Below are 21,473 nucleotides of genomic sequence, written 5' to 3' on the forward strand. Positions count from 1 at the left end.
TTCTGTTATTTGGCAGCTGTTTCCTCCTTTTCTGCATCCTCATCTAACGACCAATCCCTGCCGACGGTAATTCCTAAATATTTGTCATCATCCGGATCCGTAATCTCTGCTTGCGGGAATTTGTGGAAGTACCAATATTTCGTCAGCACATAGTAAACTGCTGCAGCAACTATAAAGCCGACAATAAACGAATAATTCATAAAGATTAAAGCAACAGCGCCGCCAATGGCCCAGGAAATAAAGCCAACGATGTTTACGCCGCCATGAAAGCGATATTGGCCCCTATTCTTATATAAGTCAGGAACATTCACTCTTCGTTTTCGGAGCAAATAGTAATCTGCAAACAGGATACCGCTGACCGAGGATAAGATGGCACCAATAATCAAGAGAACCTGCGTGAGTATTTCATAGACGCTCCAAGGCTGAATGACCGTACCGACAATGCCGGCAACAAAAACAGCAACTGCATGGGAAACTTTTGGACCTAAGACATTAGAGAAAACAGCAGCAGCAGGTAATACATTTGCAGCTGTATTCGTGGACCACTGTGTCAAAACTATCATAAAAAGTAACATTGCAAGCATCCACCCAGATGCGGTATCCTGCAGTGCTGTAACTGGATTCGAGGTCCCGGCAACAATAAATGCTGCGGCACCAATCATAATCATAAATGCTTCTGTAAGAGGAAGAGCGACGAGACTGCCGATTAAGGTTGTTTTATTCCGTTTAAACCAATTTCTTTCATACTTAGGAGCTTTGAAATGGCGGGAGATGGTCGGGATATCGCAGCCCAGTGTTGCCCAGAATCCCATATTAGCGAAAAGCACCACCATAAATGCCGTGAATGCAGCTCCCCCGGTTACCGGACTTGCTACCCAGGCCCAGACATCTGCCCCTTGTGCCTGAATATCTGCATTTAGTGTTTGGTAAATAATTAAAGACATGACAATAATAATTGGCGCAGCTACATCTGCAAAGCGTTCTACCCATTTGATGCCGGAAGCAGTATTGATAAGCTGGACAAGCGCAAAAACAAGGTAACATAACAGCCAATTATCAAATCCGGCAAACATCGTATGCAGTATTGCATTAATCGCTGTTGCACCGAAATAGGTGTTAATCCCGAACCAAAACGATGCCGTGACTGCTCTCGTTAAAGAAGGAATATGCGTCCCTACCGTTCCAAACGGCGCCCTCATATAAACCGGGAAGGAAATACCATGCTCTACACCGATATCACCAATAATGGTAATAAACGCTCCAATTGCTATACATCCAATCAACGTAGCTAAAACCACCCATGGCAGCGATATACCCTGGATGCCTGAAGCACCAATATCAAAAGTTGCCAGCAGGATGGCCATTCCTATCCACATCGCAAAAAATCCCATTACCCCAATCTTTCGCTCACCATGCTTCACCGGAAGTAAATCTGGAGACTTTAAGTAGGAATTACTTTTATCCTTTCCCTGCAATGCAATCGCCTCTCTCCTCTTTGATGAATCCAAAAAGCCGCTTCATCCCTCTCATTCCGCAAGCAGCTATGGATTGTTTATATTAACTTCTAGGTGCTGTTTCCTGCTTGTTCGTATGCGCAGAATCAAATTTAGCTCGTTTTAAGAACTTGCCTGCTCCTGGTTTAGCAACCAGCTCTTTATCCTTAATGACATACTCCCCGCGCGATAAAACGGTAACAGGCTGCCCAGTTACCTTCATTCCCTCTAAAGCGCTATAATCAACGGCGGAATGATGTGTACCTGCGGATATCGTACGCTCCACATTTGGATCGAATAACACGATATCTGCATCTGTGCCGGGAGCAATCGTTCCCTTTTGCGGAAATAAACCAAACAGTTTCGCTGCTTGCGTTGACACCATGTCTACAAATTGATTCATAGAAATGCGTCCTTTTTTCACACCTTCTGAAAATAGAATACTAAAGCGGTCCTCAACGAATGGTCCGCCATTTGGAATCTTGGTAAAGTCACCTTTTCCTAAATCCTTTTGTCCATCAAAGTCAAATGCACAATGGTCGGAGCCTATCGTTTGCAGCTCCCCGCTTTTCAGAGCATTCCACAGCACTTCCTGATTGGATTTATCACGTAATGGCGGAGACCACACATATTTTGCTCCTTCAAAATCAGGCTTTTCCAAATAGGTTTGGTCCAGTACCAAATATTGCGGACAGGTTTCCCCATAAACAGAGAATCCCTTACTTCTGGCTTCCGCAATTTGCTCTACCGCTTCTTTACAGGTGACATGCACAACATATAATTGGGAATCAGCCAGCGCAGTCAGTTTTGCTGCCCGGCCCGTGGCTTCCCCCTCCAGTTCTGGCGGGCGGGTCAACGCATGATAGATTGGATCGGTATTCCCTGCTTTTAATGCTTCTTGCGTTAAATGTTCAATTACGTCCCCATTCTCAGCATGCACCATTACTAATCCACCGTGGTCTCTAGCAGTTACTAAGGTTTGAAAAAGTGTTTCATCATCTGCTTGCAAAACATTTTTATAAGCCATAAATACTTTAAAGGAAGTAACTCCCTCCTCTTCAATAACCGCAGGAATCTCCTGTAAAATCTGTTCGTTTGCTTCCACGATTTGCAAATGAAATCCATAGTCGATTACTGCCCTGCCTTCTGATTTGGCATGCCAAATTTCCAGAGCATTTTTTAATGTTTTTCCCTTCTCTGTTAAGCAAAAGTCAATGATTGTTGTTGTCCCGCCATGCGCAGCAGCAATGGTTCCACTTTCATAATCATCTTTTGTTACTGTACCGCCAAATGGCATTTCCATGTGCGTATGCGGATCAATGCCTCCAGGAAAAACGTAAAGTCCTGTTGCATCAATAACTTCTGCATACACATCACTTAAATCCTGTCCAATCGCTTTCACTTTTTCATCTTCAATCAACACATCCGCTTGATATATGTCTGCTGCTGTAACAATCGTTCCATTTTTAATAATTTTTTTCATTTTCGATTCCTCCAGTAAAAATCTAAAGTCTCGCAATTAGCGTTTCTCAAGCATATGAATTGCTGCCTGGCGGTCATTCCAGGACATCGGCGGTTCCGTTGGTGTCAAATCAATCATGTCGATTGCTCCCTCTACCGGACAAACAATCGAACATAGATTACACCCGACACAGTCCTCCTCTCTTACACGTAAAATAGCATTTCCATCTTTATCTGTAAGCATGTCGATACACTGATGAGACGTATCTTCACAGGCAATATGGCATTTATTACAATTAATGCAGACATCATTGTTAATACGGGCCACCACTTTATGATTTAAATCCAGATTGCTCCAGTCTGTGTACTTTTCCACAGATTTTCCGATGATGTCGCTTAAAGCATCTATCCCTTTTTCATCTAAATAATTTTCCAGCCCCTCTGTTAAATCCTCAATAATCCGAAATCCATGATGCATTGCTGCGGTACATACTTGCACACCGCCGGCTCCCATCAGCATAAATTCCACGGTATCCTGCCACGTAGAAATCCCGCCAATTCCGGATATCGGAATATTAACTTCCGGATTTCTTGCGCATTCTCCGACCATATTTAAGGCAATCGGCTTCACTGCCGGTCCGCAATACCCGCCATGCGCTCCTTTTCCATTCACATTTGGAACCGTGTTCCAAGTATCTAAATCTACCCCTATCAAACTATTGATTGTATTAATTAAGCTGATGGCATCTGCCCCGCCCCGAGCAGCAGCTTTTGCGGTTGCTGTTATGTCCGTAATATTTGGCGTGAGCTTCGTGATAACCGGAACCTCTGCCGCTTCTTTGGCATACATCGTAGTTCTTTCTACCAGATCCGGATGCTGACCAACAGCTGCACCCATCCCTCTTTCAGACATCCCATGAGGACAGCCAAGATTTAATTCAAACCCCTCCACTCCAACATCCTGCACTCTCTTTACAATCTCATGCCATTTTTCCCGCTCGGGTTCTACCATTAAAGAAGCAATAATTACCCGGTCTGGATATAACTTTTTCGTTTCATAGATTTCCTTTAAGTTTTCCTCCAATGGACGATCGGAAATCAGCTCTATATTGTTAAAACCGGCAACCCGCTGCCCGTTAAAGTGACTTGCACCAAAGCGGGAGGTGACATTTAATATAGGCTCACCCAATGTTTTCCATACTGCTCCTCCCCACCCAGCTTCAAAGGCACGCTGTACTTGATACCCGGTATTGGTCGGGGGCGCAGATGCCAGCCAGTACGGATTAGGTGATTTGATTCCAGCGAAATCAATACTTATATCAGCCATTTTCATCCTCCTAATCTTGAAATGTCTTTTAAGATCTTTCTGTTACAGATTGCTTGAAACGCTCATGGACCGCCAGCGCTGTATCCTTTCCCTGCTGAGCAGCCGTCACCACCATTGCTTCTCCAATTCCTTTTCCAAAAATCACATCTCCTGCAGCATATACTTTGGGATGAGACGTTATAAACGTTTCCGGATCAACCTTCACAACGCCTCCACTATGCTCCAGACCAAAGGCCTCAATGATTCCCTGATGCCTCGTTTGTCCGATAGCCTTCACTACGATATCAATATCCATTAAGAATTCAGATCCTTCAATTTCCACTGGCCGAGGCCTTCCATCCTTCTCAGTCTCTTGTAATTCCATTTGTACGCACTCCATTTGTGTTACATGACCATTTTCATCACCGATAAGACGTTTCGGATTGGTAAGCCATCTAAATTCCACGCCCTCCTGTTTGGCAAACTCATATTCAAAATCATAAGCAGTCATTTCCGCTTCCGTTCTGCGGTAAAGTATCTTTACGTTATCCGCGCCAAGTCTGACTGATGTCGTAGCTCCATCAATCGCTGTATTTCCTGCCCCGATGACCGCAACACGCTTTCCGATAAAATCCTCTGGATAATTCCCATTTTTTGATCTTTCCACTAAATCAATGGCATCGAAGTTCCCCTCTAATTCTTCCCCTTCTATTCCAAGCATTGGAACTTTGGACATTCCAACAGCAAGCACCACCGCATCATATTGATCAATAAGATCCGCCGGAAAAATATCCTTGCCAATTTCCGTATTCGTTCGTATTTCTACACCTAAATTTCTCACTTGCTCTACTTCCCAGAAGGAGATATCCTTAGGCAAACGAAAGGGAACAATTCCAAATGTATCTAACCCTCCCGCTTCCCTTTTTGCTTCAAAAATAGTTACTGTATAGCCTAGCCGGGCTAATTCGCGGGCTGTTGATAAGCCAGCAGGACCGCTTCCAACGACAGCGACTGTTTTTCCATTCTTTTTGCCAGCTTGAAAGAGAACCGCTTCATTTTTAATTGCCCAATCTGTCGCAAATCGCTGCAAATCCCCAATAGGAATGGGCTTCGTAGCGTCATTCAGGACACAAGCTCCTTCACATAATTCTTCTGTCGGGCAGACTCGGGCGCAGCTAGCTCCAACCGGATTGGAATCCATAATTGTTGTTGCAGAGCCCTTCAAGTTCCCAGAAGCAATTTTTTTAATAAATCCCGGAATATCAATCCCTGTCGGACATGCAGTAATACAAGGCGCATCATAACAATATAAGCAGCGATTCGCTTCATCCAATGCCTCTTGGGAATTAAAGCTTGGTTTCGTTTCCTCAAAATTCGCTGTAAGCACCTCACCAGATATAAAATTCTTTAATAAATCACTCAAGAAACAAACCTCCTTTAAAATACATTTCAAAAAAGATTAATTAAAATAGAAAGTTATTATATACTTATGTGGCAAGCTCTCAGTAAATTACCATTTCAACAAAAGCAGGGGTTTTTCTAAAAACTAATTATTAACTCAACTTTCGCACCTAAAAAGTAACGTCATTTCTATAGAAACAGGAGTTGATTGTTCCTTCGATAACCCCCTTGACAAAGATATAGAAGGCGAAGTGTAAAGCACCGGTCCGCCTCCGCTAGTAGGGTATTCTATACGTGAAAAAACAACTCACCAAACAGAAGTTTAATCAGATAGAACATATTTTTCATGCTGTATGGTAAAATGTTCGACCAAGATTACTTTCTGTGCTTCGAAGCGATTCCCTGTATTTCATATCCATCCTGTCATGATTGGATTGTTCAGACGAAAGCTGCTATTTCATTCAGCTCATTAAAATCTTATTTCTTTCATTCGCTGTAGAACCCTATCAGAGCGCAGGCCAACCACGCAGACTCCTATAGGAACAGGGCGAGCTGAAGATCCACTTGAAAAGCGGGTTTCTTTTCAAGTTAGCTGAAGCCGTCCCCATGGAAAGCGGAGTGGTTGGCCGGAGCGGAGCTATGCACCATCACCAATTCCAAAAAGACCGGATATTTCACCAAAATGCAAGCATGATAATGGAGAACACGTTCCCCCTGGAATAGCAAGATATATATGCTTATTTTTAGGTATGAAAGTCGAGTTATTAGAATTCGCGCCGATTTTATAGAGGGCAAAGATAGTGTGAGGTAAAATAAAAATGAGTAAAACGTATATCTGCTGAATTTTAAACACCTATTTAATATTATAAAATTTACAATATTCCCATTCATTGGACAAATGGTAAAATAGTCGTTATTATTTTTAGGCGAACTGTAATTATTTTTAGAAATACTGGCGGTTCTTTAAACACACGGTTAAAAATTCATTTGCAAAAATTTTATAAATTCGGTACAATTTAATTGATAATAATTATCAATTAAATTGTATAGGAGTTTATTTCATGAGTAGAACAGAACTTGCAAGATTAATTCGGGAACGCCGTGCTGTCAAAACAGGATATAATAATAAAAAAGTGACCAAAGAAACAGTTATGCAATTATTAGAGGAATCAATCTGGGCCCCTACCCATGGAATGAGACAGCCTTGGCGCTTTCTGTTCGTTGACAAGGATCACCTTCCCAGCTTTGCCAAAAAAATTGCATCTACATATCCTGAAGAAAGACAGGAAAATCGAGAAAATTATCTGAACGAGCCAAATGCTATTCTAGTCGTCATTATGGAAACCTCCGATATCCCCAAACAATGGGATGAGAATTTTGGTGCTGTTTCCGCAATGATCCAGAATTTTTGGCTGCTGGCATGGGAAGAAAAGCTAGGTATTGTCTGGAAAACAAATCCGCATATCTATGATGAAAAAGTAAAAGACATTCTCGGTGTGAAGGAAAACGAAAAAATTGCCGGTTTTATTCACATGGGTTACTTTGACGAAGTACCCGAAGAGAAAGAACGTATCCCGTTGGCAGATAAATTTGAAGTATTTGAAGGATAGGAAAATCAGATAATTTCACCTTTTTTCTATAAATCTATTGACAACCTCCTGTCCTTTCGTTTAGTATAGATTTCAATCAATTAAATGAAGTGGCGTTGATGAAGAAGAGTAATTACAGGTGAACTCTAAAGAGAGCTGATGGCTGCTGTGAATCAGTGAGTATCCTTGTAATGAATGGACTTCGGAGCTCCAAACCGAAACAATATCGGAGTAGGCTTTGGCGGAATGGTTTCTCGTTATGGAAACTTAGAAGATAGTAATCTTCTTTTAGAGTGAGCTGCACGTCAGCTAATAAAGGTGGTACCACGGTCCCTCGTCCTTTTATATATGGATGAGGGGCCTTTTTGATTTTTATGAGACAATATATTACAAACGATGATGAAGAGTAGTAAATAATTTTTCATGCATAACAGAGAGCTGATAGCTTGGTGGAATATCAGTATGCAGGAATTATTGAATGGACTTCAGAGTGTTTTTCCGAAAAATGCCCGCTGGCAAATGGAGTAGGAAAAAACGTATTTCCGACGTTACACGGATAGGGTATCGGACATTTCCTGTACCTGATAAAGATGGAAAGATGAATCTTTCTAACAGAGGTGGCACCGCGGCCCTATCGTCCTCTATAAGCACATAACTGTGTTTATAGAGGACTTTTTTATTTCTTAAATATGATTTACAGAATTTTCAACTATAAAGGAGAGAGAAATCATGACGGCACAGGTAACGCATCAAACGTATTCCATCGATAGATTAATTCCTATTCAGGTTTTTCAAAGCTTGCCGAAAGCAAAAAAATATCTGTTGGAAAGCAGCTTTCCACACGAAGAAAAAGGACGCTATTCCTTTATCGGCCTTCATCCTTATCAAGAAATCATTGGGCGTGGAAAAGAAACAACGCTAATCAGTGCTTCCCATGTAGAACCGCTGGTTGTTCATCAGCACGCATTGCATTTCTTACAAGAAACGATGCCGACGCTTGATTTATCTCTTTCCCTTCCCTTCTATGGCGGAGCGATTGGTTATATTGGCTATGATACGATTCAGGCTTTTGAAGATATCGGTCCAGCACCTTTTGATGACCGGAATATGCCGGATATTCATTTCATGCTTTTTGAAGATACAATTATTTTTGACCACGAGGAAAACAAACTGCACTTTGTTGCGATAGACCGGAACAGCGGAACAGAAGAAAATCGCGAACAGCGTATTCAAAGGCTGAAACAGTATGTTGATCAGGCAAGAAAAACCGAACTTCCTGTTCCGCAGACATATGCTTTTATACCGGAAATGGATCAGCAGAAATTTGAAGAGAACGTGCAGATTGCAAAGGATTATTTGCAAAAAGGGGAAATTTTTCAGGTTGTTTTATCCCAGCGTTTTTCAAGAGAGGTGGAAAATGAGAGAGAGTTTGGTCTTTCTTTTTACGAACAATTAAGGAGACATAATGCCTCCCCTTACATGTTTTACATTGATTTTCAAGATTACACCGTACTCGGGGCTTCTCCAGAAAGCTTGATAGAAACCAAGGGCAGCCACGTTGTCACCAATCCGATTGCCGGAACAAGAAAACGCGGACAGAACGAGTTGGAGGATCAGGCACTCGCAGAGGAACTGCTTGCCGATGAAAAAGAACGGGCCGAACACCGGATGTTAGTCGACTTAAGCAGAAATGATTTAGGTCGTGTCTGTGAGGTCGGCAGTATTGAGATTCCCGTTTATATGACGATTGAGCGTTACCAGCATGTAATGCATATTGTTTCCGAAGTAACCGGAACCTTGCGCCCGGATTATTCAGGGATTGACGCACTTATCTCCTGTCTGCCAGCCGGGACCGTATCGGGCGCACCGAAAATAAGGGCAATGCAAATCATTAATGAACTGGAAACCGTAAAGCGCGGTCCTTATGCCGGCGGAATCGGTTTTATCAACTTTGAACATGATGTGCATATTGCACTCGCTATCCGCTCGATTGTTATCAAGAACTACAGAGCTTATTTTCAATCTGGAGCCGGTCTCGTATATGATTCCGTTCCATTCAATGAATATATGGAAACCATTAACAAAGGAAGATCATTTATGGAGGTGCCTGAACTTGATTCTATTAATTGATAATTATGATTCTTTCACATATAACCTGTACCAATATGTTTCCGAATGCGGCGTACATGTGGAAGTGATCCGCAATGATGAAGTGACTGTCAAAACCATTGAAAAATTAGAACCAAAAGCCATTATCATCTCGCCTGGACCGGGTTCTCCAAAGGACGCCGGAAATTGCATCCAGATTGTGCAGGCTTTTTATAAAAAGCTGCCGATACTGGGAATCTGCTTAGGGCATCAAGTAATTATGGAGGCCCTGGGCGGCAGAGTTATTCAGGCATCTACCATTAAGCACGGAAAAACATCGCTGATTCACCATGATAACTCCGGGCTGTTCCAAGGGCTCAGCAACCCGGTTGAAGTCATGCGATACCACTCTCTTGCAGCGGAGCATATCTCGGTACCATCCGAACTGCGTATCACTGCAACAGCTTTAGATGATGATGAAATTATGAGCGTGACCCATCAGACATATCCTGTTTACGGACTGCAATTCCATCCGGAATCGATTGGAACGCTGGATGGAAAACAGATTATTTCTCACTTTGTTGAGAAATTGACGAAGCAAAAGGAGGAGGTACCCCAATGAAACCGTATTTTAATCAATTACTTGAAGGAACAGACTTATCATTTGAAGAAACAAAGGCATTATTTAATGCTTGTTTCCAGGAGGAAGTTTCCGATACAGAGCTTTCCGCTATTTTAGTAGCTTTAAAAATGAAGCAGCCGACAGCAGAAGAACTGGCCGGCTTAGCAGAAGTAATCCATACCAATTCACCTTTTCAATTTGAGTTGGAACTTCCGGCAATGGACAACTGCGGAACAGGAGGAGACAGATCAAACAGCTTCAATATCAGCACCTGTGCAGCATTTGTCTTAGCCGGCGCCGGCATTACAGTTGCGAAGCACGGAAACCGCCGCATCTCCAGCCAAACTGGAAGTGCTGATGTATTAGAAGAGCTTGGTGTTTCACTTGATTTAACCAAGTCGCAAATGAAATATATGCTGCAGGAAAATCAAATCGCCTTTTTATTCGCCCAGCATGTTCATCCTACATTGAAGCAGATTGCCGGTGTACGTCAGAAGCTTCGGACGCCGACCATTTTTAATTTGGTCGGCCCACTAACTAATCCGGTTGCTTTGCATTCCCAGCTGGTTGGCGTGTATTCAAATGATGCCTTGCCGATTGTAGCAAAATCTCTGCAAACGCTCGGCCGGAAGCGTGCGTTAGTTATTCATGGAGCGGGCGGAATGGATGAAGCCTCTCTGCAGGGGGAAAACAACTATATTTTACTGGAGAACAATGAATTAAAAGCAGGCAGCATCCATCCGGAAGAGGTCGGTCTTTCCGTCTATACCAACCAAGAGATTGAAGGCGGCGATGCAAAACGGAATGCAGAAATTTTGCTTTCTGTATTAAATGGAGAACCGGGAGCTTATCTGGATACCGTTCTATTTAATACAGCGATTGCTTTATTCGCCATCGGGCGTGTGGATTCCGTGAAGGATGGGATGGAAATTGCCAGACACAGCGTATTCTCTGGAAATGCCAAAGCAAAATTAGATACATTGGTCGACTATAGCCAGGAAGCAAAACAAGAGGTGGTATAAATGACGTTTTTAGAAAAAATTATTGATAAGAAAAAGCAGGAGGTTGCGGAACGTAAATTACAAGCAGCCGGAAAGCATACGCGAAAAAATCCAATTTACTCTCTCCATCAAAATGTTCAAGCAGCTGATCATATAGCAATTATTGCTGAAATCAAACGGGCTTCCCCTTCCAAAGGGGCAATTCAAATGGACGTCGATATACTGAAACAGGCAAAGCAATATGAACAGTCTGGGGCGGCTGCTATTTCTGTTTTAACCGATGAAAGTTTTTTTCACGGTTCATTAGATGATCTCCAAGCAGTAAGTGAAGCAGTCTCCGTCCCTGTTCTCTGTAAGGATTTTATGATTGATGAAATACAAATTGACGATGCGAAAAATGCAGGAGCTTCCATTATCTTATTAATTCTTGCCGCGCTGCCGCTGGAACGATTCCAGCGTCTTTACAACTATGCAACAGAGCAAGGGCTGGAAGTGCTTTGCGAGGTGCATAATGCGGATGAATTAAAGGACGCCCTGACAGTGAATCCGAAAATTATCGGAATCAACAACCGTAATTTAAAAACCTTTGAAGTCGATTTACAAACAACGGCGGAGCTTGTGCAGCAAATCGATAAAGGAGAGCTTACCATTATTTCTGAAAGCGGCATGCGTACGAAAGAGGATGCCGAACTGGCAAGAGATGCCGGGGCTAATACGATTTTGGTCGGGGAAACATTAATGCGCTCCAATCATGTGGAAACAGACATGCAGGCCTTGCAGGTACCCCTCTCTTCCACGAAAGGAGCTTCCTGATATGCTTGTCAAAATCTGTGGAATCACATCTCCGGAGACAGCAGAAATTGCTGCCCGTGCCGGAGCAGATTTTTTAGGCTTTGTTTTTGCCAAAAGCAAACGGGAAGTATCCGTGGAGCAGGCAGCCAACATTATCGCAGCATTGCCGGAACACGTAAAAAGTGTCGGCGTTTTCGTCAACAAAGATAAGAAGGAAATAGAAAAAATTGCTCGGGAAACGGGACTCGATTTTATACAGCTGCATGGAGAAGAATCTCCTGAAGCTGTCAGCAGCTTTACCTTTCCTGTTATTAAATCACTTCCTGGCACAGAAGAAGGTGTTAAACAAGCAGCGCAATATGATGCTGCTTACCTGCTGATGGATAGTCCTCCCCTGCCCCATGCGCATGGAGGAAACGGGGTTACATTTAACTGGTCTACATTAAAAGGAAATACGTTTTCCGAACGGCTCATTTTAGCTGGCGGACTGACACCGGAAAATGTCGCTAAAGCCATTCAGCAGGTAAAACCGATTGCCGTGGATGTTTCCAGCGGCGTGGAAACGGATGGAAGGAAAGACCCAGATAAAATAAAAGCTTTTATTCAGGAAGCAAAACGAACAACTGTAGAAAGGAATCGATAACATGCAATCATATACATTCCCAGACAAATCAGGAAAATACGGTAAATTCGGCGGCAGATATGTGCCGGAATTACTTATGCCAGCTGTCTTAGAGCTTGAAGAAGCTTATGAAGCAGCAAAAAATGATCCCTCTTTTCAGGAGGAATTAAATAATTATCTGACAGAATACATTGGCAGAACGACACCGCTATATGAAGCAGAACAATTAAGCAAACATGTAGGCGGTCCAAAGATCTATCTAAAACGGGAAGACCTTAACCATACTGGTGCACATAAAATCAATAACACGATCGGCCAGGCGCTCCTGACTTTACGAATGGGCAAAAAGAAAGTCGTCGCTGAAACCGGAGCCGGCCAGCATGGCGTAGCTACAGCAACCGTCTGTTCTCTGCTTGGTTTAGAGTGCATCGTTTTTATGGGTGCGGAAGATATTAAGCGACAGAAGCTTAACGTTTTTCGTATGGAGCTGTTAGGAGCAAAAGTGGTCGGAGTCTCTCAAGGCAGTGCAACCTTAAAGGATGCAGTAAATGAAGCATTGCGCTATTGGGTGAATAATGTCCACGACACCCATTATATTATCGGCTCTGTGGTAGGCCCGCATCCTTTCCCTCGCATTGTACGGGACTTTCAATCAGTGATCGGCGCAGAAACAAAACAGCAAAGCCTTGAAAAACAAGGAAAGCTGCCAGACGCAGTCGTAGCTTGCGTTGGCGGCGGCAGCAACGCCATGGGCATGTTCTATCCTTTTGTCGATGATAAGGAAGTTGCTTTGTACGGTGTCGAAGCTGCAGGGAAAGGCGTTACTACCAATGAGCACGCAGCTACGCTAACAGGCGGTTCTCCAGGCATGCTGCATGGCACGTTTACTTATTTATTGCAGGATGAAGCAGGCCAAATTCAAGAAGCTGCCTCTATCTCTGCCGGATTAGACTATCCAGGCATTGGACCGGAGCACAGTCACTTGCATGATACTGGCCGGGTAACCTATCCTTCTATTACAGATGAGGAAGCATTGGAAGCCTTTCAGCTGCTTGCAAAATTAGAAGGAATTATTCCTGCTCTGGAGAGCGCACATGCTGTTTCCTATGCATGTAAGCTTGCAAAGGAAATGTCTCCGGAGCAATCGTTAGTTATCTGTCTGTCCGGACGTGGAGACAAAGATGTAGAACAAGTCAAAGCAAAGCTGGAGGAGAATTCCGATGGGGAAGCATAAACTAGAAAATACATTAAATGAATTAAAAGCAACAGGAAAGCCTCTGTTCATTCCTTATATGATGGCTGGTGACGGAGGAATCAGCCAAATCAATGAACGCATTCAATTTCTGGAAGAATGCGGTGCGTCTGCAATTGAATTAGGTATTCCTTTTTCTGACCCAGTAGCTGATGGTCCTGTAATTCAGGATGCCGGACTGCGTGCATTACAGGAAGGAACCACGCTAAAGCTGGTTCTTGTTGAGGTCAGAAAACAAAAAGAATCACGAAACATTCCAATTATTTTGATGACCTATATTAATCCTATTTGGAAATACGGCTACGAGCAATTCGCCAAAGACTGTGATACTGCGGGGGTAGATGGTATTATTATTCCAGATATTCCAATGGAAGAGGAAGAAGATATTGCAGCTGCGCTATCTAATCAATCCATTGCCTTTATCCGTTTAGCTGCGATGACCAGCCCGGATGAGCGTCTGGAGAAAATTGCACAGGACTCAGAAGGTTTTCTATATGCTGTTTCCGTGAACGGAACAACCGGAGAGCGTCAGCAGCATGATAAAAATACATTGGACTACTTGAAGAAACTAACCGCTTTAAGCAGCGTTCCCGTCTTAGCCGGATTTGGCATTTCTAATCCAGAACAGGCAAAATCGTTAGCCGCTTATTGTGACGGTGTCATTGTCGGCAGTAAAATCGTTCACTTATTTGCGGAAGGAAAGCAAACGGAAATCAAAGAATTGATCGGTGAAACCGTGCGATAAAATGAAACTTTATTTATCAGGTGTTTTGGGGCTTCTACGCAATTAAGTGAATCTGGATCTTTATCGGCGTTTTCTCTCTCCATGATGGAGCAAACAATCAAATCGGGCGCTTTTTGACTGCTCCATTGCAATAAATGTATGTTTGCATTGATATAAGTGTCGAGACAACCATTTCTTTATAGCATAAACTATATTAGAATCTAGACAACGTTGTCATTGATTCAAACCATCACAACAACCCATGCCTTGAGGGAGCTGTACGCCACATACAGCTCCTGTTTTTTTAGATAAATGAAGTACAAGCTGATCTAATTCAATAATGACTGGAACCAAGATGGCGGCAGTTGCAGTCTTTTTGCTAAAAAATATGACTCTCCTATTTAACTAATAAAAATACAGAATAGAAGATACCCTCTATTCTGTATTTTTATCTTTACTTATCCTCAAATTCCATCTGATACAAATCAAAATACTGATATTGTTTCATAGAATCTTCTGCCTGAATAATCCCTTGATAAACATTTTCCCCTGTTTCCAAATCAAATACATTGATAGAAATATCCGCCACTGTCAGTGTAGAATAAGCAGGAAATACAACATAGAAATAACCATTATGAACATCTGTTAATGGATATACTTCTTCTTGCCCTATTTCCATTTCCGCATCAAACACATTTTCTTCAAAAACGGTTTCTTGTTCTTCTAAATTCTCATCGAACTTTGTTAACGTGTAATTTTCCCCTTGGAGCATCCCTGCATAAACTGTACCATCATAAATTCTAAGAAAATCTCCCCCATAAAAGTTTGCTTCCTGAAGATCAATGGATTGGAAGCTGTCTTGCTCTACATTGTATAAACGCAGTTCATATTTAAGCGGAGAATCCCCTACGTAAACACCATTCTGATCGACTTTATATTCATCATACGTATAGAGATAATGCATTTCTCCGTTGATCAGACCGCTGTCCTGATAGGTTAAAGAGGGTTCTATTCCTTCTTTAGACTCCATGTCCCTTTGTGGAAACCTTATATCCTCTATGGTTTGATTATTTAAATCTATCACAAGAATCCCATTTTCATCCGTATACACATCTGTTATTTCATCATACTGTCCTTCCATATATAATTGGACGTATAACTTATTATGATTATCAGCAGTTATAGAGCTTACACCATAGATTTGCTGATCCTCGACAGCCAGTTCGAATGAGCTGACGTTTTCTGTTTCTTTATCAAGTATTTCTACGCCAATATGATTCTGTTCATTCATATCCCAGTTGTTTTCATTCCCATCTACATAAATAAGCTGATTATCTGTTTCCGCAAAATTCTCACTCCATTGGTTTTTCCCGCGCATAAAGCTTTTATACTCTTTCACATATTTTTCTATTTGTAAGTCAGAATAATACCAGCCATAATATGATTCCCTTGATTGATCTATCCGCTTAGATTCATCCACAGATAACTGAAAAGGTTCTGACACCACACTGTAGTACGAAGCCATGCCGGGACTACTTTGCCCATCTCCAAGTATCGTAACATCCTTCACAACCGCTTCATCTCCAGATACGGTTTTCCATTTAAAATCAAGCGTTTCTTCATCCATTACATAAAAACTGATAAGGATAACCGAAATGAAAAGGAATGCAAAATATATAATCGAATAGCGCTTTAAATGATCCATCTCTATCACACCCTTATCTTTCTATTTAACAAATGATTACTAAAGAAAACCGATACTGCTGAAAGGGTAATTGCTATAGCAAATTGCATCCATAAAAGCTCCGTCTCATAAAAATATCCTTTTACGATTATCTGCAAAATATATGGAGAAAAGACCAGAATCAGAGCCCCTATCCCATAAAAAACCGCCATAAATACACCTTTAAAACGGTAGCTGCGTTCAATCAGAATCATGGTAAATAATATAATGACAAAAGCTGTTCCAAAACCGTAATTAATCACAAAATCAATAAATTTCTCCGGAAGCAGGAATTTTAAATAATAAAAGCTTCTAATCATCCCTTGAATCGTTAAATCCAACCGGTAATCAACCGGAATAATCAGCTTTAATATCATCTGTAACGCAGGGAGGACAGCTACTTGATAAGCAATCAGACCAAAAACGAAAATCAGAATCGCCGCCAATTTGGAAAAGAACAACTGAATACGTTTCACCGGAAGCATCAGCAAGCGGTAAATAAACGTGTTCTTGCCCAGCCAATCCCGATACCAGATAAATAAAACATAAATAAATATCGTCACTGCAGCGAGGACAATAGGCAGTGTAAACAGAAAACTCGACAATATATTCCCTATCGATACATAGCCATTATCTTGAAGAAATTGCTCTTTAGGTATTCCAAGCTTCATGACACTCTCTGTAATTTCCGATTTCACCATAAATGCATAATACAGCACCCCGGCAGCCTGCAGCAAAAACACAGCTGCAAGCAGCATAATATAAATCGGTAAAAATCGTCTAAATTCAAAGTTTACCAGTTTTCCAAAAAGCTTCATCCCTGATATACCTCCCTCATCACATCGATAACAGATTTACCCTCTTCTTCTCTTACCTGCTCCGTCATAAATTCTTTTTTTACCGCTCCATCAGCCAGTAAGACTGCTTTATCAATTAAATGCTCAATATCACTGATTTCATGTGTTGTGATGATAACACCGCGGTCTTCTACCAGATGACTGGAAAACACATCGGCAATCTGTTCTCTGCTAAAGATATCGATACCAGAGAAAGGTTCATCCATTAGAATATAATCAGCCTCCATCGCCAATCCCATCAATAAATTCACTTTCGCTGTATTGCCTTTTGATAATTGGGAAATACGTTCATCCTCTTTCAGCTTAAAAAATTCTAAAATCTCTTTTGCCCGCTCCCCATTCCAATTTTGATAGAAATCATCCATAAATTGAAAAGCATCCTTAATCCGCATTTTAGGCAAAAGCGTCATTGTATCTGGGATATATGTTATTTTCTCCATCATCTTTGGAGACAGCTTCTCCCCATCAATGGTAATCTCGCCTTTTTGGTAAGGAGTCAGTCCCATAATCGATTGAAGAATAGTCGTTTTCCCCGCACCGTTGATTCCAATTAAACACGTAATCTGGCCTTTATCTGCCTCAAAAGTAACTCCATTTAATATCTTTTTTCTGCCATACTTTTTCTCTATACCGGTCAATTTAATCATGCTTCTCTTCATCCTCCCTGCCAAGCTCATTTAATTTTGACTGGACAAGGTCAAAAACCTGTTCTTTTGGAATTTGCAAAGAGGTGATACGATCTACAAATTGATCAATTGCTTCGTCAATTAAACTTTCACGAATTTCTTTTATGCGGCCCGTTTCCTTTGTAATCATACTTGGTTTATTTCCATCCGTATAAATCAAGCCTTCCTCCTCCATTTCCTTATAAGCTCGCTGCACAGTATTCGGGTTTATTTTTAATCGCTGTGCTAATTCTCTGCGTGAAGGAATTTCCTGACCAGACTTTAATTCTCCAATTGCAATCTGTTCTTTGAAATACCTGATCACCTGAATATACACAGCTTCACGTTTATCAAAACGGATATCCATCCAATTTCTCACCTCATTCTTATCATGCTTTCGTGTATACTGTATTAATACACTAGTACATCTTGTAAGTGTATTATATGCATAATACAGAAGAAAGACAACTCTTTTCTTTGTTAAATTTAAATTTTTTATGTATGGTGGATTGTATTTCTTTATTTCAAACTGGACTCGTTCTTAAAAAGAGATATTTTTCATATTTACCTGGCATCAGCAAAGGAAATATATATAAGTATACTCGGTGTAATTTTGTTCGACGCTTCCACACCCATCGTGAAACAGCCGGCTCTCTCCACACAAAAGCAATCCCTTTTTCAGACAAATATGGTAGAATGGCTATCAGAATGATGTTAACAGGAAGGAAGATTTTCAAAATGAAGTTAGTTACATGGAACGTTAATGGAATCCGGGCCTGTGTTCGAAAAGGGTTCTTGGATTTCTTTCATGATATAGATGCAGATTTTTTCTGTTTACAGGAAACAAAGCTGCAGGCAGGGCAGATTGATTTGGATTTAGAAGGATATTATCAATATTGGAATTACGCGGAAAGAAAAGGTTATTCAGGAACAGCAATTTTTACCAAGCATGAGCCGCTTCATGTTTCTTACGGGTTTCAAGAAGGCGAGATAGAGCCTGAAGGAAGAATAATCACATTAGAATACCCTGACTTTTACCTCGTCAATGTCTATACGCCGAACTCAAAGCGGGATTTAACCCGGCTGGAAGAGCGTTTGGAATGGGAAGATAAGATGTTTGATTATTTGCGGGAGCTTGATTCGAAAAAAGCCGTTATTTATTGCGGAGATTTAAACGTAGCCCATCAGGAAATCGATTTGAAAAATGATAAAACAAACCATGGCAATTCAGGATTTACGCAAGAGGAACGGGATAAAATGACACGGATTCTGGCCAATGGTTTTACAGATACCTTACGCTTCTTCTATCCTGAACACGATGATATTTTCACGTGGTGGTCTTATATGAAAACAATTCGTGAAAGAAACATCGGCTGGCGTATTGATTATGTGATTGTTTCCAGTCCATTAGAAAAATATCTGGAAAACATGGAGGTTCACCGTTATACACTTGGCAGCGACCATTGCCCAGTGAGTCTGGAAATAAATCTTAACAGCAGATAAACCCAATCCATGTTTAATCAAAAAAGGAGAAAAAGGAAATGTCGAACGTCTGAAATATTTCTGGTATTAAAAATAGTCCAATGATTACACCAAACAAAAAAACAGTAATGATACGCAGTTTTTTTCGCATTCTCATCCTACCTCTCTTTCCTGAAAAACGAAAAGGAACCAGCTTGTGCTTCCTTTTCGTTTTTATCATTCAAGGAATATTATATAAATATGGAAGCATCCGCTTCCCGTTTATTGTTTCTGAAAATAATCTACCATCCCAAGGGCACTTAATTGTAAATCAACATTAATTATCTGATAAACCTCATGGTCATCAGCAATCCCCTGCTCACGAAGCTCTGTTTGTACATATTTCAACAATCGGTCGGCAATTTCATCATAGCTTTGTCCTTCTGCAACTGCAGCTTCCCCTTCTCTCACAAAGATATCCAGCCATGCTTCTGCCTGCTCGAGAGCTTCTTCTACTAAATCTGTTCCTCCAAAATGTCCAAAAAAGATATAATCTAATTGTTTCTCACGGAACCTTTGTAAAGAATGCCTCATTGCCTCCGGATCAAAGTGATTGGGAGATGTAGATGGTAAAAAGAAGTTCAACCCATGCGGAAATAGTTGTTCATATTGAATTCCGGCCGTATCCCCAGTAAACATCCCATTACTTATAGGATCATAGATTCCCAGATGATGTCTGGCGTGGCCTGGCGTATCCCAGAATTCTAAGATGCGGCCTTCCTCAAGCTGCAGCGTATCTCCTTCTGTTTTCTCCACCACCCTTTCCTCATCAGCAGGGATAATGGGATCATATAATTCGGAAAAACGCTCGCCGTAAATTGCGCGTGCTCCAGCAGCCAGCTTTTTAGGATCAACAAGATGTCTCTTCCCTTTTGGATGAACGTATAAAAGCGCATTCGGACAAAGCGATAATAAACGTCCTGCGCCGCCAGCGTGATCTAAATGAACATGTGTAACAATAATATGTTTTACATCCGCAAAAGTATATCCTAATTCTTCTAATCCTTTTTTAATATACGGTACAGAAGGGCTCGGTCCCGTCTCAATAATCGTAAGTTCATCTGCTTCAATGACATAAGCTCCTGTTCTGCCGCTTACACCAAAATCAAAACCATCGATAAGTGAAATCCCATGATGAAGTTTCATCGTTTTTCTAGAGTGCAACTGCATAATAATCCCTCACTTCCACAAAATAATTGAAACACACTATACTCTTATTTTAACATTTAAATATATGTCTCCGTATGATTTTATCAGATATTTCATTTTTACTTTCCAATCCACCCCCTTTAGAAAATAGGAAATAGGAATGATTTTCTTTGCTTGATATTCAACAATAGGGTACATTAGATGGAGAATAATGATTATGTAATAATTGCTGATGCAAACCGCACAGCAAATTGAAAATAGATTAAAAGGATGAAATCGAATGAGTAAAAAGAATGTAGATGATTACCTTCAAGAAGGAATGTATGGAACGCGTCTGCCCAATGAGAGTGAACGGAAAATGTATCTTGGCACCTTTCGTGAGCGCGTTGCCTTTGTGTTAACCATTGGCGAGGTGATGTCTAATAAAGGACTCGCTGAATTAGAGCGCCAATTAAAGCAGCATCCGAAGGCAAAAATCTTATTGAACGGAAATATTTCATATTCATTTTTAAAGGAAGAAAAAGCACTCGCTGACCGCTTTTCCATTCCACATACTACGGTAAGTAACCAGGAGAATGATACAGAAATCGGTTTAGTGCTCACCTATCCTTATGCTGTAGATATAGACCAAATTTCCCTTAAAGATATTGAGGAAAAACTAGCTCCCAAAGAAAAAGAAGATGAAGAAGAAAAAAACAGCAATCCGTCAAAAGGAATCGTATCGAAGCTTAAAAACTTTTTCCACTAACCTGCCGTTGTTTCTCCCATTTAATACTGTGTAAATGTTAGAAAAGCCAAGAACACCGCTTAGTCTTTAAAACATCGGTGTTCTCGCCGAAGAGATGTCCGCTGCGGGAAGTCGCTTTCCGCGGGCAACGCTTTGGCCTCCTCGGAAGAAAACCGCTTCCTGCGGGGTCTTCAGCTGTTGCTTTTCCCGCAGGAGTCGACTTCCCTCCGCTCCCATCTAAGAAGAATTATGTTTTATTTGCTTTCTTACAGAGAAAAGAAGCTAATTCTAGCGACGCTTTTTGATGGGACAAGTAATTGCTGCCCCAATCCCAGTCAATCCCAGTGTGAATACCCCGCAGAAAAAAGCGAACTTCTTTTTTACCATCGGGACATAAGTGCGACTATGCTTCTGTCTGCGCCTGCCGGCTTGCCAATCAGCAAGTCTTCTTTAAAGGAGATGAGCTCGGGGCCCATGGAA

The 21,473-nt window shown here is 41.4% G+C and carries 19 protein-coding genes and 2 other annotated features; of the genes, 10 read left to right on the plus strand and 9 right to left on the minus strand.

Translation table 11 applies throughout. The features are described from left to right. Nucleotides 1-5: 5 nt before the first annotated feature. The 4 genes from ACZSMY_RS20310 to ACZSMY_RS20325 are packed head-to-tail and all read right to left on the minus strand — an operon-like array spanning nucleotide 6 to nucleotide 5,683. Nucleotides 6-1,508 carry an NCS1 family transporter gene (locus ACZSMY_RS20310; RefSeq protein WP_256705741.1) on the minus strand — a complete coding sequence of 501 codons (1,503 nt, stop codon included), beginning with the start codon at nucleotides 1,506-1,508 and terminating at the stop codon, nucleotides 6-8. A gap of 49 nt (nucleotides 1,509-1,557) precedes the next feature. Continuing rightward, the gene (gene hydA, locus ACZSMY_RS20315) at nucleotides 1,558-2,976 is read right to left on the minus strand and encodes a dihydropyrimidinase (RefSeq protein WP_212928633.1); all 1,419 of its coding nucleotides are present in this window, start codon (nucleotides 2,974-2,976) and stop codon (nucleotides 1,558-1,560) included. A 36-nt stretch (nucleotides 2,977-3,012) separates the two neighbouring features. After that, complete coding sequence (gene preA, locus ACZSMY_RS20320) at nucleotides 3,013-4,281, minus strand: NAD-dependent dihydropyrimidine dehydrogenase subunit PreA (protein ID WP_465148249.1); 1,269 nt, start codon at nucleotides 4,279-4,281, stop codon at nucleotides 3,013-3,015. Between the two features lie 28 nt (nucleotides 4,282-4,309). After that, nucleotides 4,310-5,683 carry an NAD(P)-dependent oxidoreductase gene (locus ACZSMY_RS20325; protein ID WP_455725263.1) on the minus strand — a complete coding sequence of 458 codons (1,374 nt, stop codon included), beginning with the start codon at nucleotides 5,681-5,683 and terminating at the stop codon, nucleotides 4,310-4,312. A 1,039-nt stretch (nucleotides 5,684-6,722) separates the two neighbouring features. Here ACZSMY_RS20325 and ACZSMY_RS20330 point away from each other — a divergent pair. The 8 genes from ACZSMY_RS20330 (at nucleotide 6,723) to trpA (ending at nucleotide 14,372) form a co-directional block, all read left to right on the plus strand. Next, nucleotides 6,723-7,271 (plus strand): nitroreductase family protein, encoded by a 549-nt coding sequence (locus tag ACZSMY_RS20330; protein WP_193065229.1) that lies wholly within the window; start codon nucleotides 6,723-6,725, stop codon nucleotides 7,269-7,271. A gap of 86 nt (nucleotides 7,272-7,357) precedes the next feature. Further along, nucleotides 7,358-7,595, plus strand: a binding site (T-box leader). 42 nt (nucleotides 7,596-7,637) lie between these two features. After that, nucleotides 7,638-7,895, plus strand: a binding site (T-box leader). Nucleotides 7,896-7,979: 84 nt separating this feature from the next. Further along, entirely contained in the window at nucleotides 7,980-9,380 is a 1,401-nt protein-coding gene (gene trpE / locus ACZSMY_RS20335; RefSeq protein WP_193065228.1) for an anthranilate synthase component I, read from the plus strand. Next, entirely contained in the window at nucleotides 9,364-9,960 is a 597-nt protein-coding gene (locus ACZSMY_RS20340) for an anthranilate synthase component II (RefSeq protein WP_193065227.1), read from the plus strand. The genes trpE and ACZSMY_RS20340 overlap by 17 nt, the downstream gene beginning before the upstream one ends. After that, nucleotides 9,957-10,982: an anthranilate phosphoribosyltransferase gene (gene trpD, locus ACZSMY_RS20345; RefSeq protein ID WP_193065226.1), complete on the plus strand. Its 1,026-nt coding sequence runs from the start codon at nucleotides 9,957-9,959 to the stop codon at nucleotides 10,980-10,982. Before ACZSMY_RS20340 ends, trpD begins: the two co-directional genes overlap by 4 nt. After that, nucleotides 10,983-11,774 (plus strand): indole-3-glycerol phosphate synthase TrpC, encoded by a 792-nt coding sequence (gene trpC, locus ACZSMY_RS20350; RefSeq protein WP_341172625.1) that lies wholly within the window; start codon nucleotides 10,983-10,985, stop codon nucleotides 11,772-11,774. Nucleotide 11,775: 1 nt separating this feature from the next. Then, nucleotides 11,776-12,396 (plus strand): phosphoribosylanthranilate isomerase, encoded by a 621-nt coding sequence (locus ACZSMY_RS20355; RefSeq protein WP_193065224.1) that lies wholly within the window; start codon nucleotides 11,776-11,778, stop codon nucleotides 12,394-12,396. A 1-nt stretch (nucleotide 12,397) separates the two neighbouring features. Next, the gene (gene trpB / locus ACZSMY_RS20360; protein ID WP_256705740.1) at nucleotides 12,398-13,609 is read left to right on the plus strand and encodes a tryptophan synthase subunit beta; all 1,212 of its coding nucleotides are present in this window, start codon (nucleotides 12,398-12,400) and stop codon (nucleotides 13,607-13,609) included. Beyond that, the gene (gene trpA, locus ACZSMY_RS20365; protein WP_465148250.1) at nucleotides 13,596-14,372 is read left to right on the plus strand and encodes a tryptophan synthase subunit alpha; all 777 of its coding nucleotides are present in this window, start codon (nucleotides 13,596-13,598) and stop codon (nucleotides 14,370-14,372) included. The genes trpB and trpA overlap by 14 nt, the downstream gene beginning before the upstream one ends. A gap of 433 nt (nucleotides 14,373-14,805) precedes the next feature. Here the strand turns inward: trpA and ACZSMY_RS20370 are convergent, their stop codons facing one another. Genes ACZSMY_RS20370 through ACZSMY_RS20385 form a run of 4 tightly spaced genes read right to left on the minus strand, consistent with a single transcriptional unit; the run spans nucleotide 14,806 to nucleotide 17,963 of the window. Then, on the minus strand, nucleotides 14,806-16,056 hold the full coding sequence (locus tag ACZSMY_RS20370) for a hypothetical protein (RefSeq protein ID WP_341172622.1): 1,251 nt from the start codon (nucleotides 16,054-16,056) through the stop codon (nucleotides 14,806-14,808). Nucleotides 16,057-16,061: 5 nt separating this feature from the next. Further along, nucleotides 16,062-16,892 carry a hypothetical protein gene (locus ACZSMY_RS20375; RefSeq protein ID WP_465148251.1) on the minus strand — a complete coding sequence of 277 codons (831 nt, stop codon included), beginning with the start codon at nucleotides 16,890-16,892 and terminating at the stop codon, nucleotides 16,062-16,064. Further along, on the minus strand, nucleotides 16,889-17,578 hold the full coding sequence (locus tag ACZSMY_RS20380; protein WP_193065535.1) for an ATP-binding cassette domain-containing protein: 690 nt from the start codon (nucleotides 17,576-17,578) through the stop codon (nucleotides 16,889-16,891). The genes ACZSMY_RS20375 and ACZSMY_RS20380 overlap by 4 nt, the downstream gene beginning before the upstream one ends. Further along, entirely contained in the window at nucleotides 17,571-17,963 is a 393-nt protein-coding gene (locus tag ACZSMY_RS20385) for a GntR family transcriptional regulator (protein ID WP_042532170.1), read from the minus strand. The genes ACZSMY_RS20380 and ACZSMY_RS20385 overlap by 8 nt, the downstream gene beginning before the upstream one ends. 371 nt (nucleotides 17,964-18,334) lie before the next feature. Between ACZSMY_RS20385 and ACZSMY_RS20390 the strand changes: the two genes are divergently transcribed. Continuing rightward, the gene (locus ACZSMY_RS20390) at nucleotides 18,335-19,099 is read left to right on the plus strand and encodes an exodeoxyribonuclease III (protein ID WP_193065534.1); all 765 of its coding nucleotides are present in this window, start codon (nucleotides 18,335-18,337) and stop codon (nucleotides 19,097-19,099) included. Nucleotides 19,100-19,339: 240 nt separating this feature from the next. Here the strand turns inward: ACZSMY_RS20390 and ACZSMY_RS20395 are convergent, their stop codons facing one another. Beyond that, a complete protein-coding gene (locus ACZSMY_RS20395) occupies nucleotides 19,340-20,281 on the minus strand; it encodes an MBL fold metallo-hydrolase (protein ID WP_439957411.1) in 942 nt (313 codons plus the stop codon). A gap of 265 nt (nucleotides 20,282-20,546) precedes the next feature. Here ACZSMY_RS20395 and ACZSMY_RS20400 point away from each other — a divergent pair, with 265 nt between their 5' ends. Then, nucleotides 20,547-21,014 carry a YueI family protein gene (locus ACZSMY_RS20400; protein WP_193065532.1) on the plus strand — a complete coding sequence of 156 codons (468 nt, stop codon included), beginning with the start codon at nucleotides 20,547-20,549 and terminating at the stop codon, nucleotides 21,012-21,014. Nucleotides 21,015-21,473 lie beyond the last annotated feature (459 nt).

Source organism: Oceanobacillus sp. B139/18 (genome assembly GCF_055524595.1).

Coding starts and splice junctions, on each gene's coding strand:
- ACZSMY_RS20370 (WP_341172622.1), bottom strand. CDS start 16,056: ATGGATCATTTAAAGCGCTATTCGATTATATATTTTGCATTCCTTTTC.
- trpD (WP_193065226.1), top strand. CDS start 9,957: ATGAAACCGTATTTTAATCAATTACTTGAAGGAACAGACTTATCATTT.
- ACZSMY_RS20380 (WP_193065535.1), bottom strand. CDS start 17,578: ATGATTAAATTGACCGGTATAGAGAAAAAGTATGGCAGAAAAAAGATA.
- ACZSMY_RS20330 (WP_193065229.1), top strand. CDS start 6,723: ATGAGTAGAACAGAACTTGCAAGATTAATTCGGGAACGCCGTGCTGTC.
- hydA (WP_212928633.1), bottom strand. CDS start 2,976: ATGAAAAAAATTATTAAAAATGGAACGATTGTTACAGCAGCAGACATA.
- ACZSMY_RS20355 (WP_193065224.1), top strand. CDS start 11,776: ATGCTTGTCAAAATCTGTGGAATCACATCTCCGGAGACAGCAGAAATT.
- preA (WP_465148249.1), bottom strand. CDS start 4,281: ATGGCTGATATAAGTATTGATTTCGCTGGAATCAAATCACCTAATCCG.
- ACZSMY_RS20385 (WP_042532170.1), bottom strand. CDS start 17,963: ATGGATATCCGTTTTGATAAACGTGAAGCTGTGTATATTCAGGTGATC.
- trpB (WP_256705740.1), top strand. CDS start 12,398: ATGCAATCATATACATTCCCAGACAAATCAGGAAAATACGGTAAATTC.
- ACZSMY_RS20400 (WP_193065532.1), top strand. CDS start 20,547: ATGAGTAAAAAGAATGTAGATGATTACCTTCAAGAAGGAATGTATGGA.
- trpE (WP_193065228.1), top strand. CDS start 7,980: ATGACGGCACAGGTAACGCATCAAACGTATTCCATCGATAGATTAATT.
- ACZSMY_RS20390 (WP_193065534.1), top strand. CDS start 18,335: ATGAAGTTAGTTACATGGAACGTTAATGGAATCCGGGCCTGTGTTCGA.
- ACZSMY_RS20375 (WP_465148251.1), bottom strand. CDS start 16,892: ATGAAGCTTTTTGGAAAACTGGTAAACTTTGAATTTAGACGATTTTTA.
- trpA (WP_465148250.1), top strand. CDS start 13,596: ATGGGGAAGCATAAACTAGAAAATACATTAAATGAATTAAAAGCAACA.
- trpC (WP_341172625.1), top strand. CDS start 10,983: ATGACGTTTTTAGAAAAAATTATTGATAAGAAAAAGCAGGAGGTTGCG.